The sequence below is a fragment of the Gordonia sp. YC-XJ4 genome, from assembly GCF_059511865.1.
Genome location: NZ_CM183447.1, coordinates 3891689 through 3906152 on the forward strand (window position 1 = coordinate 3891689; position 14464 = coordinate 3906152).

General features: G+C 66.5%; 16 protein-coding genes and 1 pseudogene. 6 read left to right on the plus strand and 11 right to left on the minus strand.

Annotated elements, in window-relative coordinates:
* The first annotated feature begins 3 nt into the window (after positions 1 to 3).
* Together AC5ZH6_RS17410 and AC5ZH6_RS17415 are read left to right on the plus strand one after the other, a co-directional pair.
* Entirely contained in the window at positions 4 to 582 is a 579-nt protein-coding gene (locus AC5ZH6_RS17410; protein WP_014360667.1) for a TetR/AcrR family transcriptional regulator, read from the plus strand.
* An 8-nt stretch (positions 583 to 590) separates the two neighbouring features.
* Positions 591 to 1427, plus strand: coding sequence for an RCC1 domain-containing protein (locus tag AC5ZH6_RS17415; protein WP_265076698.1), 837 nt, complete (start codon positions 591 to 593; stop codon positions 1425 to 1427).
* Positions 1428 to 1456: 29 nt separating this feature from the next.
* Here the strand turns inward: AC5ZH6_RS17415 and AC5ZH6_RS17420 are convergent.
* The 8 genes and pseudogenes from AC5ZH6_RS17420 to AC5ZH6_RS17455 all read right to left on the minus strand — a co-directional run bounded on the left by AC5ZH6_RS17420 (position 1457) and on the right by AC5ZH6_RS17455 (position 7350).
* A pseudogene (locus tag AC5ZH6_RS17420) lies at positions 1457 to 1832 on the minus strand (PIN domain-containing protein).
* A 23-nt stretch (positions 1833 to 1855) separates the two neighbouring features.
* Positions 1856 to 2206, minus strand: a complete 351-nt coding sequence (gene vapB / locus AC5ZH6_RS17425; RefSeq protein WP_265076699.1) for a type II toxin-antitoxin system VapB family antitoxin — start codon at positions 2204 to 2206, stop codon at positions 1856 to 1858.
* A 202-nt stretch (positions 2207 to 2408) separates the two neighbouring features.
* Entirely contained in the window at positions 2409 to 3110 is a 702-nt protein-coding gene (locus tag AC5ZH6_RS17430; RefSeq protein ID WP_288438846.1) for a hypothetical protein, read from the minus strand.
* Positions 3111 to 3508: 398 nt separating this feature from the next.
* Entirely contained in the window at positions 3509 to 4018 is a 510-nt protein-coding gene (locus AC5ZH6_RS17435; RefSeq protein WP_265076701.1) for a hypothetical protein, read from the minus strand.
* A 57-nt stretch (positions 4019 to 4075) separates the two neighbouring features.
* Entirely contained in the window at positions 4076 to 4585 is a 510-nt protein-coding gene (locus AC5ZH6_RS17440; RefSeq protein ID WP_265076702.1) for a hypothetical protein, read from the minus strand.
* 26 nt (positions 4586 to 4611) lie between these two features.
* Positions 4612 to 5691: a redox-regulated ATPase YchF gene (gene ychF / locus AC5ZH6_RS17445; RefSeq protein ID WP_006367714.1), complete on the minus strand. Its 1080-nt coding sequence runs from the start codon at positions 5689 to 5691 to the stop codon at positions 4612 to 4614.
* A 51-nt stretch (positions 5692 to 5742) separates the two neighbouring features.
* Complete coding sequence (locus AC5ZH6_RS17450; protein WP_231386950.1) at positions 5743 to 6906, minus strand: AI-2E family transporter; 1164 nt, start codon at positions 6904 to 6906, stop codon at positions 5743 to 5745.
* 165 nt (positions 6907 to 7071) lie between these two features.
* Entirely contained in the window at positions 7072 to 7350 is a 279-nt protein-coding gene (locus AC5ZH6_RS17455; RefSeq protein ID WP_006367716.1) for a hypothetical protein, read from the minus strand.
* 132 nt (positions 7351 to 7482) lie between these two features.
* Here AC5ZH6_RS17455 and AC5ZH6_RS17460 point away from each other — a divergent pair, with 132 nt between their 5' ends.
* The 4 genes from AC5ZH6_RS17460 (at position 7483) to AC5ZH6_RS17475 (ending at position 12104) form a co-directional block, all read left to right on the plus strand.
* Entirely contained in the window at positions 7483 to 9135 is a 1653-nt protein-coding gene (locus tag AC5ZH6_RS17460) for a DNA-3-methyladenine glycosylase 2 family protein (protein ID WP_265076703.1), read from the plus strand.
* Positions 9132 to 9731, plus strand: a complete 600-nt coding sequence (locus AC5ZH6_RS17465) for a methylated-DNA--[protein]-cysteine S-methyltransferase (RefSeq protein WP_006367718.1) — start codon at positions 9132 to 9134, stop codon at positions 9729 to 9731. Before AC5ZH6_RS17460 ends, AC5ZH6_RS17465 begins: the two co-directional genes overlap by 4 nt.
* A gap of 59 nt (positions 9732 to 9790) precedes the next feature.
* Complete coding sequence (locus AC5ZH6_RS17470; RefSeq protein ID WP_210739616.1) at positions 9791 to 11026, plus strand: DNA recombination protein RmuC; 1236 nt, start codon at positions 9791 to 9793, stop codon at positions 11024 to 11026.
* Between the two features lie 76 nt (positions 11027 to 11102).
* The gene (locus AC5ZH6_RS17475; protein WP_006367720.1) at positions 11103 to 12104 is read left to right on the plus strand and encodes a DUF6542 domain-containing protein; all 1002 of its coding nucleotides are present in this window, start codon (positions 11103 to 11105) and stop codon (positions 12102 to 12104) included.
* Between the two features lie 33 nt (positions 12105 to 12137).
* Here AC5ZH6_RS17475 and AC5ZH6_RS17480 read toward each other — a convergent pair whose 3' ends face one another.
* Genes AC5ZH6_RS17480 through AC5ZH6_RS17490 form a run of 3 tightly spaced genes read right to left on the minus strand, consistent with a single transcriptional unit; the run spans position 12138 to position 14452 of the window.
* Positions 12138 to 12725, minus strand: a complete 588-nt coding sequence (locus tag AC5ZH6_RS17480) for a nucleosidase (protein ID WP_006367721.1) — start codon at positions 12723 to 12725, stop codon at positions 12138 to 12140.
* A gap of 22 nt (positions 12726 to 12747) precedes the next feature.
* Positions 12748 to 13539 carry a fructosamine kinase family protein gene (locus AC5ZH6_RS17485; protein WP_288335844.1) on the minus strand — a complete coding sequence of 264 codons (792 nt, stop codon included), beginning with the start codon at positions 13537 to 13539 and terminating at the stop codon, positions 12748 to 12750.
* Positions 13520 to 14452, minus strand: a complete 933-nt coding sequence (locus AC5ZH6_RS17490; protein WP_020170669.1) for an SDR family oxidoreductase — start codon at positions 14450 to 14452, stop codon at positions 13520 to 13522. The genes AC5ZH6_RS17485 and AC5ZH6_RS17490 overlap by 20 nt, the downstream gene beginning before the upstream one ends.
* Positions 14453 to 14464 lie beyond the last annotated feature (12 nt).

The window sequence follows — 14464 nt, forward strand, 5'->3', positions numbered from 1 at the left end:
CACATGGCTCGATGGGAACCCGGCGCACGCGAGCGCCTCGTCCTCGCCGCGGTGGACCTGTTCAACGAACGCGGCTACGACGCGACGACAGTCGCGCAGATCGCCGACCGTGCCGGCGTCACCCGCAGCACCTTCTTCCGGCACTTCTCGGACAAACGCGAGGTGCTGGTGGCCGGCCAGGAAACACTCAGCCGCCTGATGGCGGAGGGAATCGTCGAGGCGTCCGCCGACGCGACACCACTCGGCATGGTCAGCGCAGGTCTCGAGCGTGCCGCCGGCGAGATGGGGCCGATGAACCGAGAACTCGGACCGAGACTCAGCGCGGCGATCGCTGCCAGCACCGAACTCCAGGAGCGCGACGCCCTCAAGAGCGTCGGGCTCGCCGCCGCGATGACCGACGCCCTCATCACCCGCGGCGTTGCGGATGCGACCGCGCGGGTCGCCGCCGAACTCGGTGTGCTCGCCTTCAAACAGGGATACGCGAAGTGGACCGAGGGCGAGAAGGACGACGGCGCGCCGCTCGTGCCGTTCGTACTCGAAGCGCTCAGCGAATTACGCTCGGCCGCAGGGTCACTGGGCTGATCCCGCACATGAACACGCTGGCCGCAGGCCGAGGACACTCGGTCGCGTGTCGCGAGGACGGGACGGTGGTGGCGACCGGCGACGGTCGCGCCGGCGAATGTGACGTCTCGTCGTGGTCGGGTATCTGTGCCGTGGCCGCCGGCAACGTGCATGCCGCGCGCAATACCGGCCGCTCCCACAGCGTCGGGTTGCGCAGCGATGGAACGGTTCTCGCCACAGGATGGAACGGTGACGGACAGACCGACATCGACCGATGGCGTGGGATCGTCGCCGTGGCAGCCGGATGGAGAACCACCCTCGGGCTCCATGCGGACGGCACCGTGGTCGCGACCGGTCGCACCGCGGAGGGTCAGTGTGATGTGGCCGCGTGGAAAGACGCCGTCTCGATCGCGTGCGGAGACTGGCATTCGGTCGCCGTATTGGCCGACGGCACAGCACTATCCGCCGGCAGCAATCGGCGCGGGCAGTGTGCGGTCGGCGGCTGGCACGACCTGATCGGCATCGGCGCCGGTTACCTGCACACCGTCGGCTTGCGCGTCGACGGCACCGCACTGGCCACCGGCGACAACGCCGGGGGCCAGTGCGACGTCAGCCGATGGCGCAGCGTCGTCGCGGTGTCGGCGGGCAGCCACCACACGGTGGCGCTCCTCGCTGACGGAACCGTGCGGGCGGTCGGCGACAATCACCACCGACAGTGCGAGGTCGCAGAGTGGCGTGGCGTTACTGCCGTCGCGGCCGGATCGGCGCACACGCTCGGACGTCGCGACGACGGAACCGTCATCGCGACCGGAGACAATTCGCATGGTCAGTGCGACGTGAGGCCCTGGCGCCTGCTGGCAGGGTGATTATCGTCGGCCGTTCGACCGGAGCCACCTCACGGAGACGCAAGAGTCTCGACCGGTTGCCCCGTGACGCTTGCGATCAGATCAAAATCCTTGTTTACCGCGAGGACTGTGAGCCCCAACTTCTCCGCTGTCGCAGCGATGAGCAGATCTGGAATCGATGGTGCCCGATGCTGACCGCGATCGGCGAGGACCATCTGCACCTCGAACGCACGATCCTCCATTGCCGGAGCCAGGTGCTCGATCGGCATGAGCGACAGCGGCGGAACCCCGAATGCGCGACGCCCGGACTCCCCCTGACCGCGCGGAGAATCCCAGCTCCAATCGCGTCACCGTGGACAGCCGCACGAGACCTCGCTCGATTCGAATGTTCCACGCGTCGAGTCCCTCTGCCCGTCCCGACTGCATTCGAACATAAGCCGATTTATCGATCAGCCAGCTCGCAACTGCCACGCGCCATCCATCACATCAGGATCCGCGAGATCGGCAAATGTCTCTGCAGACTGTTGCCAGTCCTTGGCAGTCAACGGACCAGCTGCGACTGCGACAGTGTCGCCTTCGAGCTTCCGACCCAGGAATTCGTTACGGGATAACCCCAGAGCGGACGCCTCGGCATCGATACGCGCGATCGCGGCCTCACTGACTCCCCGAAGCAGGACATTCGTCATCAGGACCACCTCCGACTGGACGATATCTACCACGGGCGGCGCCAGAGAGTTCAGGCCAGGCAGAAACGCCACTACGAATCGACACCAATGCGGTGCGCTGCCCGTGGCGCTCATCGATGACTCTCGACGTCATGGCAACGCCGGCGGCGACTATCCGGGCGGCCGACACGAGGCGTCCGGCCCCAATTAACGTCGATCCAACGCGACAGACTTCTGGACGTTGAACCGGAGCTCCACCAAGTTCCGTGACCGATAAACATGCGTTAGTAGACGATCGCTCCGGCGAACGAGCACGGCTGACTACCGCGACCGAGCACTAGCCAGGCTCCGCACCCCCCGATGGTTGAACTGATTGCGTCCGCTGCAAGAGCCAGGAAGATGCCTGGGATTTGAACGGTTCCAAGCGCCGATAGGCGTCGCGTGCGAGTGAGATCTGCCAAGCAACATCTGTTTGGCGGAGCTCCGCGTGAATATGGATGTAATTCCTGGCGGTGTAGAACCCCTTAATCTCGCTACCAAGACTCTCGTCAATGATTTGGAGCTCTACTGCCGCGCGAACCTTACTATCGAACCGAATCTTAGATTCTTGCGTACGACGCTTGGCCCACACCGCGCCCAGAATCCTGTCAGCATCGTCAGAACCAAGCTTTCGGATGCGGTCAAGGATGTGGCCTGGCAGTGCACGCTCAACTAGTGCCTCGTACTCGAAAAGGCGTTGAACTTCCAACGTAGCCCGAGCTTCAACAAACAGGAGGTGATGAAGGGACGCTTCGTAGATCGAGGCGTATTGCTGAACCTGCAATTGAACCTGCGCCTGCTTTACCCAAAGGTCATTAACTCTAAGCCCCTCCCACAGTTTGTACAGAAACCTGGCTGCATAGAATTCTTGCCCGAGCCGATCACGAAGATCTTTATCGCCAATGAAATCAAAATAGTCGACATGCCAGGCGAGATCGCCTGGCAGGTCCGCGCTCGCATAGGCCACAATATCCGAACGAGTTGACTCAGGAAGAGGCATAGAGAAATCTCCAGTCAGATGGGCCCGACAACCAATCATTCAGTTGTTATTACTATAACCGTATTGGAGCGAGCCTACTGGGCCCGGGAACCGGGCTGTACATTGAACCGGAACTCTACCAACTTGCGCGACAGATACACTTATTGGTACGTCGACCCCACACGCCGCCTGCCGATGCCGGACGCACGTTCGTTCGCGTACGGATAGCGTTCGCGCGGCGAGGTATGGCGCAAGCGCGCCCGCGAACGTACGCCGCGTTCCAGCGGGCGCAGAAGGGTCGTCCGCCGCTCGGCGTCCGGCTCACCGGTTATCCTCCCCAACGGGAAACAGTGCCCGCTGAAGCTAAGATCGTCCGGCGGGTGTTCGCGCTGTTGATGTGACTTGCCGTTGTCGCCAGGTCAGTACGCACGGTAGTGCTCGCGCACCTTCCCAGCCCAGTTCTGGATCGAAATCTCGACGGCCTGGACGGACTCGGTTGTGAGGTCGCCAACCGGGAGCGTCTGGACGAACGCAGAACTAACACCCAAGCCAAAGATTCCACCGTCCACGCCCGCCTGACGGAAGACCATCAGGGGAATCTTGAGCGCAAACAGGATTCCGGCCTCCAAATTGTTCCAAGGCGTCGGGAACGACACCGACTCTTGCTCCTTCTCTTCTACGGTACCGGGCCTGAACACTGCGCCAGTGGCCCGGACCTGCTCGAAGCCAAGGACGATACCGCCCGAGCAATGGCGCGCGATCGAAAACACCTCCTTGAGGGGATACTCAGACCCGAAATCCGATCTCCCAAGGGCGCGGGGCTCAAAGTTCTCACGGTGGACTCGGTCGACGATAAACTCGTACGACTCCTGTTGTTCGGAGTTCAGCGTTGATGGAGCTGAAACAAAGACTGGCACTCTCGCAACCATGTAGGTCCTCTCTATAGTGCGGGATCGAGCGACATAGTTCGCCGACGCACAAGACGTTTATCTGTGCCGGAACTCGACGCGATACTGCTCGATCACCCTAACTCTCAGGTACCTGTAGCTGCCGGAACTCGGGCGGTCGTACTTCTTAGCCCAGATGGGTCGTGCTGACTCATCGACTACATGCGCGGGCACCAGAAACACATCGCCCGAAACCCTTGTGACACCTTGGAGTACCCCTGGCTCTGACGTCACGAGTCGACAGGATGTATCGTCGCGAAGCACAGCAAAGCCGAGATGAGTAACTCCCTCCGCTACCAGGTATCCGCGACGACCGGCGTCCCACTCGACACACGCGCGCGGGCCTGTGCCATCAGTATCTGCGTCGAGAAGTCTCGCCACCTTGGCGTCCACGCGCATGTCTCGCGCAATGCTCTCTACGTCGTACCCCGGATGCCGTGGCTTGTGCACTACTGCGTCCTGATCCAGCAAGTGCACGGCTTCCGCAACGAGCGCCTCGGCGAGCGCGCCACGCACGTGCTGAGTGAGATCCCAAGCTGGCTCAGCCATGTTTACTCCCCGGAAGCCGCAGGCATTTAGACGTTGAACCGGAACTCGACCACATCCCCGTCGGCCATCACGTAGTCCTTGCCTTCCATGCGCACCTTGCCCGCGGCTTTGGCTGCGGCCATCGAGCCGGCGGCGTCGAGGTCGTCGAAGGAGACGATCTCGGCTTTGATGAAGCCCTTCTGGAAGTCGGTGTGGATCACGCCTGCGGCCTGGGGCGCGGTGTCGCCCTTGTGAATCGTCCACGCGCGCGACTCTTTCGGGCCGGCGGTGAGGTAGGTCTGCAGGCCCAGGGTGTGGAATCCGGCACGCGCGAGCGACCGCAGGCCGGGCTCGTCCTGCCCGATGGAGTCGAGGAGTTCCTGCGCGTCGGACTCGTCGAGTTCGAGGAGTTCGCTTTCCACCTTGGCGTCGAGGAAGACCGCATCCGCTGGTGCCACAGCGGCTTTCAGCTCCGCCTTGCGCGCGTCGTCGGTCAGCACCGACTCGTCGGCGTTGAAGACGTAGAGGAACGGCTTGGCGGTCATCAGATGCAGTTCGCGCACCGACGACAGGTCGAACGAATCATTCTGCGCGAACAGTGTTGTGCCACTGTTCAGGATCTCCTGCGCCTTCTGCGCGGCGGCGAGCACCTCGGCGGTGTCCTTGTTCTTGCGGGCTTCCTTCTCCAGCCGCGGAATCGCCTTCTCCAAGGTCTGGAGGTCGGCGAGGATCAGCTCGGTTTCGATGACCCCGATGTCTGCGAGCGGATCCACCCGACCGTCGACGTGCACGACGTCGTCGTCGGCGAACACGCGCACCACCTGACAGATCGCGTCGGCCTCGCGGATGTTGGCCAGGAACTGGTTGCCCATGCCCTCACCCTCCGACGCGCCCTTGACGATGCCGGCGATGTCGACGAACGACACGGTCGCGGGCAGGATGCGTTCACTGCCGAAGATCTCGGCGAGACGGTCGAGCCGTGTGTCCGGGAGCTCGACGACGCCGATATTGGGCTCGATGGTGGCGAACGGGTAGTTCGCGGCGAGCACATCGTTGCGGGTCAACGCGTTGAACAGGGTGGACTTGCCGACGTTGGGCAGTCCGACGATACCGAGGGTGAGACTCACGGGCGCCCAGTCTATCGGGCAGCTCTCGGCACACCGAGGCCGGTGACGGACTCAGGCGGTGCCCGGCACCGCCCCGCCGGTGTCCTCGGCGTCCTCCGAGTCCTCATTGGCTCCCACACCCGGTCCGCCGTCGTCGGATGCCTCGTCGAGAGGTGGCGGCTTCTCCCCCACCCGGATCGCGATCTGCTCGTTGAGGTACCGCAGGATGACGGCGATGGTCGCCGCGGCAGGCACCGCGAGGAATGCGCCGATGATCCCGAACAGGCTGCCGCCCAGAGTGACCGCGAGCAACACGATCGCCGCGTGCAGGTCCATCGACTTGGACTGCAGCCACGGTTGCAACACATTTCCCTCGAGTTGCTGTACGGCGAGGATGATGCCGAGGACGATCAGCGCCGTGGTGAGTCCGTTGGACACCAGCGCGATGAGCACCGCGAGCGCGCCCGCGACGAAGGCACCGACGATCGGGATGAAGCCACCGAGGAAGGTGATCACCACCAACACCCCCGCCAGGGGGACCTGCAGGATGAACAGTCCCGCACCGATGAGCGAGGCGTCGACGAAGCTGACGATCGCCTGCGTCCGGATGAAGCCGCCCAACGAGTTCCACATCCGTGACAGCACCTCGCCGAGGTGCGCACCCGCCGGATGCCCGATCGTGCGCTGCAACCACGGAACAAAGCGCGGGCCGTCCTTGAGGAAGAAGAACACCAGGATGAGCGTCGTGAACAGGGTGATCAGCACCGACGTCGCGGTGCCGATACCGCTGAACACCCCGGCCGCAATGGTGCTGGCACTGGATTGCACACGTTGGGTGATCGCCGACACCAGGCCGTCGATCTGCTCATCGCCGAGATTCAGCGGCGGACCCTGGACCCAGTCCTGGAGTTTGTGGACACCGCTGACGGTGCGGTCGGCGAGCTCCGGCGATTGATCGACGATCGAGGGCACGATCAGCCCGATCACCCCGCCGAGCAGGCCCACCGCGACGAGCATCATCAGCAGGGAGGCCCCGGCGGGCGGCACCCCGTGTCCCCGCAGCCAGCGCACCGGCGGCCACAGCAACGTGCACGCGATGATCGCGAGGAGGACCGGGAGCAGGATCACCCAGACCTCACCGACCACCCACATCACCACCCAGAGGGCGCCGACCACCAGGATGAACTGCAACCCGACGATCGAGGTCGACCGCAGGCCACTCAGGAACACCTGCATTCTCGAGGGGCCGTTCGCACCGGGGACGGGCAGCGGCGACGAATCGTCAGAATCGGTCACGCCACGATCCTCACACACCACTGCGACGAGACCTCCGACCGAGGGCGGCGCGGCGAGGGCTCGCCCTTCTCAGGGCAATGGATCAGTGACTCCGAGCGAAGCGGGTCAGCGACGACGCAGGAAGCGCAGCACCAGCGCACCGAGCGCATCGGCCGCGACCAACTCCGCCTCCAGCGGCGACAGCGGACGCACCGGATCGTCGGTCTCGATCGAGTCGGCGCCCGCGAGATGTGTCCGTGTCCTGCGCTGACGGGCGCATTCGGCATCGATGGTGTCCGGTCCGTACAACCCGCGCATGATGTCGAGTCCCCAGTCGGGTAACTGCGCGAGCGGGGTCTCCGGCTCCTGACCTCGCTGTCGAGGGCCGTCGAACTGCGTGCTCATGCAGACATCGTGGCACGAAGTGTTAGCTACGTCACTCAATTGCCGAACCTGGGCGACCGAGTGTCGCCGGTCCGGTGAAGCGATGGCCGATTCCCGCCAGAAAAGGCCGCCGGGCGGTGAGAGGGTGGAGCCATGACCGCTTCCACCGACGCGCGACCCCAGTCCTCGACGACGGCAGGCACCGACCCGGTCCGGGCGTCGACGGGGCTCGATTTCGAAGGGTGTTACCGCGCGCTGCAGGCTCGGGATGCGCGTTTCGACGGCCAGTTCTTCGCCACCGTGCGCACCACCGGAATCTATTGCCGGCCGTCGTGCCCGGCGCAGACCCCGCGACCCGAGAACGTCGCCTTCGTCGCGACCGCGGCCGGCGCGCAGGCGGGCGGATTCCGCGCCTGCCGGCGCTGCCTGCCGGACGCGGTTCCGGGTTCACCGCGCTGGAATCTCAACAAGGATCTCTCCTCACGGGCGATGCGGCTCATCGCCGACGGGGTCATCGAACGCGAGGGGGTCGGTGGTCTCGCCGGACGACTCGGGTATTCGACACGGCATCTGACACGGGTGCTGAGCACCGAACTCGGTGCCGGCCCGCTCGCCCTGGCCCGGGCGCATCGCGCGACCAGCGCGCGAATCCTCATCCAGTGCACCGATCTACCGATGTCCGACATCGCCTTCGCGGCCGGGTTCACCAGCGTGCGTCAGTACAACGACACCATCCGCGAGGTGTTCGGCCTGACCCCGCGCGCGCTGCGCTCGCTGCGACGGGCCAACTCCCGCAGTGACATCGACACCCCGACCGCAGCATCCGCGGCCACCGGTAGAGGCGAGCGATCGTCGGCGATCACGCTGCGCCTGGCATACCGCGAACCGTTCGACACCTCCTGGTTCGGGTGGTATCTCGCCGCGCACTCGGTCGACGGCGTCGAGCGGTATCGACCCGACGCCGATCGGCAGTGGATTCATCAGCGTGTGCTGACCCTTCCGCACGGGCCGGCGCTGGCGGAGACGACGCCCGGCGACGGATTCCTGCGCGTGCGACTCGAGCATCTGGACCTCCGGGATCTGAGTGCCGCGGTGAATCGACTGCGCCGGTTGTTCGACCTCGACGCCGACATCGTGGCCGCAACCGACGCCCTGTCCACCGATCCGGCTCTCGGCCCGGTCGTCGGCGTCGCACCGGGGGTTCGGGTACCCGGAAGCATCGACGGCGGCGAGTCACTCATCCGCACCATGATCGGCCAGCAGATCAGCGTCGCCGCCGCGCGGCGGCACGTGACGCGGCTGGTCGACGCCCTCGGTGAGCCGACGGGCTGGCCGACGGCGGCCGGCGATGACGGGGGCGACGACGGTGCGCGATCGTGGCGACAGTTCCCGACGGCCTCGGCCATCGCCGAACGCGGCAGCACGATCCTGACCGGGCCCGCCCGCCGGATCTCGGCGATCATCGGCGCGGCACAGGCGATTGCCGAACATTCGGTGGAACCACACATGGGGGTCGATGCGTCCGATCTTCATGCACAATTGCTCGCCCTACCCGGAGTGGGGCCGTGGACCGCCGACTACGTCACGATGCAGGTGACCGGTGACCCCGACGTCCTCCTCCGGCACGACCTCGTCGTTCGCCACGCCGCCCGCGATCTCGCCATCGACCTCGACGACACCGCCCCGTGGGCACCGTGGCGGTCCTACGCCTCGATGCACCTGTGGCGCCATCGGCTCATCCCCTCAGACGCCGGTACCCCGCCCACCACTACCGCAGACACGACCACCCAAGGAGCAACCCCATGACCGACACCCTCGAAACACCCTCCACCCCAACCATTTCCACCCCCAAGGACGGCTCCGGCCTGTGGACGACGGTCTCGACGCCGGATGGCGCATTCACCGTCGTCACCGACACCGACGGCATCATCCTGGCATCGGGGTGGACCGACACCCCCGAATATCTGGTCGCACTCGTGCACCGCGACCTGCGGCCACACGATCTGCGCGGTCCCGCAGAGCTCGGCCGCACACCGGAATTGACCACGATCACCGAGGCCGTCGAGGCCTACTACGCCGACGACTTCGGTCCGGCCGCGGCCCAACCGGTCGTCCAACGATCGGGTCCGTTCATCGAAAAGGCTTGGGCCGCATTGCGTGGGGTCACCGCGGGCACCGCGGTGACCTACACCGAATTGGCCGAGCGTGCCGGCGAACCGGCCGCCATCCGGGCCGCAGCCTCGGCCTGCGCGCGCAACGCCGCGGCACTGTTCGTGCCGTGCCACCGTGTGCTGCGGCGCGACGGCAGCCTTGGCGGATTCCGTTACGGACTGGACATCAAGCGGTCGCTGCTCGACCGGGAGACGCCCGACCAGGAGGTACCCCTCCCCGACGCGGGCTGAACGACCGCATCGCGGGCGGCGAACCGATTCTGTCGGTGGTCGCGGGCAAGATCACCGACATGATCGGCATCGTGCTCGCATTCACCGTCGGCATCGTGCTCGGCGTCGCAATCGGTTGGCTCGCGTGCACGAGCCGGTCGGCCGGCGCCGTCGCCGCCGCACGCGCCGAGACCGCGGCGCTGCGGTCCTCCCAGGACCTGGTCGGACGATCGCTCGCCGCGGCCTCCGAAGACGCAGCGCGGCGGCAGTCGAACGCGATCGGCGCCGAGCTCAGTCACATCGTCGATCCACTGCACACGCTGGTCGGACAGATGGCCGACGAACTACGACGTGTGGAACGCGACCGCACGAGTGCCTACGCCGGCCTGTCCGAGCAGGTACGGGGCATGCAGATGATGTCGACGCGGCTCTCCGATCAGACCCGGGCGCTGACCAACGCACTACACACCCCGCATCTGCGGGGCCGGTGGGGTGAGGTCCAGCTCGAGCGGGTCGTCGAACTCGCCGGGATGACCCGCCACTGCGACTTCAGCACCCAGGTGTCGGCGAGTTCGGAGGCCGGGTCGGTCCGCCCCGACATGGTGGTGCACCTGGCTGGTGGCCGCGACATCGTCGTCGATGCCAAGGTGCCCCTGCAGGCGTATCTGCAGGCCGCGGACTGCGAGGACCCGCAGATGCGGCGCGACCTGCTCTCCGACCATGCCCGGGCGGTGCGTGCGCACATCACCGCGCTCTCGGCGAAGTCGTATTGGTCGGCCTTCGACGACACCCCCGAGATGGTCGTTCTGTTCTTGCCCGCCGACGCGGTGCTCGAGTGGGCGGTGCGCGCCGATCCCACGCTCATCGAGTTCGGCATCACCAAGAATGTGGTGCTCACCACGCCGTCGAGTCTGGTGTCGTTGTTGCGCACCGTCGCGCTCGGTTGGCGGCACGACGCGATGGCACGTGACGCGGCGGTGATCCACGAGCTCGGCGTCGAGCTGCATCATCGGCTCGACTCGGTACTCGGCCATCTCGATCGGGTCGGGACGTCGCTGCGCAGGGCGGTCGATGCCTACAACTCCACTGTGGGAGCACTGGATTCCCGGGTCGGGGTGACCGCCCGCCGGCTGGCATCGCTGGAGGCGCTCGGCGATCTCGACGAGCCCACCACGGTCCGCACGGTTCACGACACCGTCCGCGAGACCCGCACGGCTGATCACGGGGCCGGGTCGAGCCCGATCGCGCAGTTCGACGCGCACATCACACAGAACGGACATGGCGCCCCGATCGGGTCGCCGGATCGGCCAACATGACCCGGCGGTTGGCGGGAAATCGCGCTTCACCCGGTACCGTCTACATGTGCCCTTTCCGCAACGAAGCTCTTCCGCGGTGCCACTGGACCAGCAGTCGGTGCTGCCGACCGTCCGTGGGGTGCCCTGGTGGGGTGCCGTCCTCATCGCGACAGCGCTGACCGCGATCGGCGCGATCATGGACGCCAAGAATCACGGCAACCTCGGCGCGGTGTTCAATTTCTGCCTGCTGGTCGGGTGCTGCCTGGCCGCGCTCGCCGTACGTCGCCGGGCATTGTTCACCGCGGCCGCCCAGCCGCCGCTGATCGCATTCTGCGTCGGCGTGCTGGCGCTCTACAGCCTCAATGCCGGCAACGCATCCGGTCTCAAGTCCTTGGTACTCAAGGTGCTGCTACCGATCGCCGCCAACTTCCCGTGGATGGCCATCACCTTTGTGGTGACGCTCGTGCTGGTTCTGCTCCGGTGGTTGCTGACCCGGCCCGAGGGCTGGAACGCGAAACTCTGGGGCGGCAAGAGCAACAACCGGCCGCCGGCCAAACGACGCGCGAACAAGAGCACTCGCGCTGCGGGCACACGCGCCTCCGGCGCACGCACCGAGGGCGACAAGGCCACGCGCACTCGTCGGACCGAGACCGCCACATCGTCGAGCAGCCGCGCGGCGACCGCGCGCACGGGTTCGTCTCGTGCTGCCACGAGCACCTCGTCGAGCAGCCGCGCCGCCCGGCAGAAAGACGCCGACGCCCGCAGCACCGCATCGAAGCCCCGCGCGAGCGCATCGGTGGTCGGCGCCGCAGCCACCGCCGCCGACGACTCCGGTCGGGCACGTCCCCGGCGAGCACGTGCCGGCGACGCGGCCCGCAAGACCACCGAGTCGTCGGAGGCACCGCGTCGTCGTGCCGGCGATGCCGGCCGACCCACCGCACGACCGGTCCCCGTCACCTCCGAGGAGACCACGCGCATCCCCGCGGATCAGGCCGACCGACCGCGCCCGCGCGCCCGCTCGGCGGCCGCGGACCTCGACCGGTACGAGTCCGGCGCTGCCGCCGCCTATCAGTCGACGCGCTCACGCAACCGCTCCTGACCGGCGCCTCGGTACGTCGCGCCGACGTACCTCCTACGCAATAAGGTGCTCGGACACCCACCGCCCGAGCGTGCGGGCCGCCTCGTCGACGAGTGACGGCCAGTCCATCGCCCCTTCGTCGGCGCCGTCGGTGACCACCTTCACCAGCCGGCAGGGCACCCCGAACGCCGCCGCCACATGGGCAATCGCCGCACCCTCCATGTCGACGAGATCGGCGCCGGCGGCCAGTTCGGCGCGGCGGACCGGGTCGGCGACGAAGGTGTCGCCGGTGGCAAGCACGGTGCCGTCGCCGTCCGGCAGCTCCCATCGGTCGACGATCGGATACCCCATCGCCCGCAGCTCGGTGCTGCTGATGTCGTGTTCGACGACGGCCGACGGTACGAAGAGTCCCTCGTGACCGACCGGCAGATGGTGGTCGTGCAGCGCGCCGGCGGTCCCGATGTTGACGATGCGTGTCACCGCGGGTCCGGTGCTCAGTTCTCGGGTCAGCGCGACCGACGCGGCGACCTTTCCGATGCCGGTGACCAGAAGCCGGGTGCCGTCGGGGATGTGGCGTGCCTCCGACCGGGTCGCGGAGACGACCAGTACCCCGGTATCGGACGACGAGGAATCTGCGTGCATCCGATGATTGTCCGTCAGCCTCTCAGCGGGTGAGCGCGAGGGTTGCCTGCGCCGCCCGCCCCAACGCCGACCCGTAGGAGGGTCCGTGGCCTGCAGCGTGGACGGCCAGCGGATGCAGTTGGTGCAGCGGGATTCGGTCGCGCCACCCGGCCGCCAATGGGTGGGTCTGGTCGTAGGCGGAGACGATGGCGTCGAGTTGTGGACAGCCGAACAGCGCGAGCATCGCCAGGTCGGTCTCGCGGTGACCGCCGTGAGCGGCCGGATCGATCATCACCACTCCGTCGGGTGTCCACATCACGTTGCCGCTCCACAGGTCCCCGTGCAGCCGGCTCGGTGACTCGTCGTCGTCGAAGACTCCGTCGGCGATGGCCGCACAGGCCGAGCGGGTCAGTTCCTCGTCGTCGGCGGTGAGATATCCGGCGCGGCGCGCGGGTTCGAGGTAGGGCTCGACGCGTTCGGCAGCGTAGAAGGCGCCCCAACTCGCGTGGGTGCGGGAACTCAGCGGCCGTTCGCCGATGAACTGTCGTCCGTGGTATCCGGCGGGCGGCGCACCGAACGAGTCGGCACCCGCGTCATGCATTCGCGCCAGAGCGGCGCCGAACTCGCGTGCGGCGTCGGCGTCGGGGAAGGCGGAGTCCAAGCGCTGCAACTCGATTCCGCTGTCCCACACCGCGATGACGTCGACGACGGGTGCTCCGGCCTCGGCCAGCCACCGTAGACCGGCGGCCTCGGCCGCGAAGAAATCCGGGTCGGCGTCACGGCGGGTCTTGCGGAAGACGTTCTCGTCCAAGGAGTTATCGCTCTCGCGCGGCATCCGGGTCGGCCGGCACGGGGTCGACCCGCGACACCGCACTGATCCGGGCGAGGTGCGCGAATCGATCGTTGGCGATTCGCATGACGATCTCGTAGGGCAACGCGAACTTGCGTGCCCACCAATACCCGAACCGGATGTCGAAGGAGGTGTAGACCATGAACCGATTCTTCTTGATCCCCTTGATGATCGCGGCGGCGGCGGTGTCGGGGGTGACCGAGACGCGATGGAATGCGTCGATCTGCTTGGCCACCCGCGGGTCCGTGCGATCGATACCAACGATCTCCACGCTGTTGACCAAGGGGGTGGCGACCGCACCCGGGCAGACCAGTGACACCCCGATGTGATGACGACGCAGGTCGAATCGCAGTACTTCCGAGACCCCGCGGATGCCGAACTTCGATGCACTGTAGGCGGCATGCCAGGGGAAGGCGAGCAGTCCCGCAGCCGACGACACATTCACCAAATGTCCGCCGTGCCCCCGCCGAACCATCTGTGGCACAAAGCATTCGATGATGTGAATGGGACCCATCAGGTTGACGTCGACGGCCGATCGCCAATGCCGGTGCTCGAGGTTCTCCACGGTGCCCCAGACCGAGATACCGGCGATGTTCATCACCACGTCCATCACGCCGACCTCGGAATCGACCTCATGGGCAAAGCTGCGGACCCACTCGTAGTCGGAGACGTCGCCCGCGGAATGGAAGGCGACGTGCCCGCCGGCCTCGGTGACGGTGGTCACCGCCTCGTCGAGCTTGTCGGCGTGCAGGTCGGTCAACACGAGTTCGGCGCCATCACGTGCCGCGGCAAGTGCCGTGGCCAAGCCGATTCCGCTGGCCGCCCCGGTGATCAACACCCGGCGTCCGCGCAGGGTGGGAACCGGCGGGTCCATTCTGATCAGATCGCGTAATGACATGACCTCGACCCT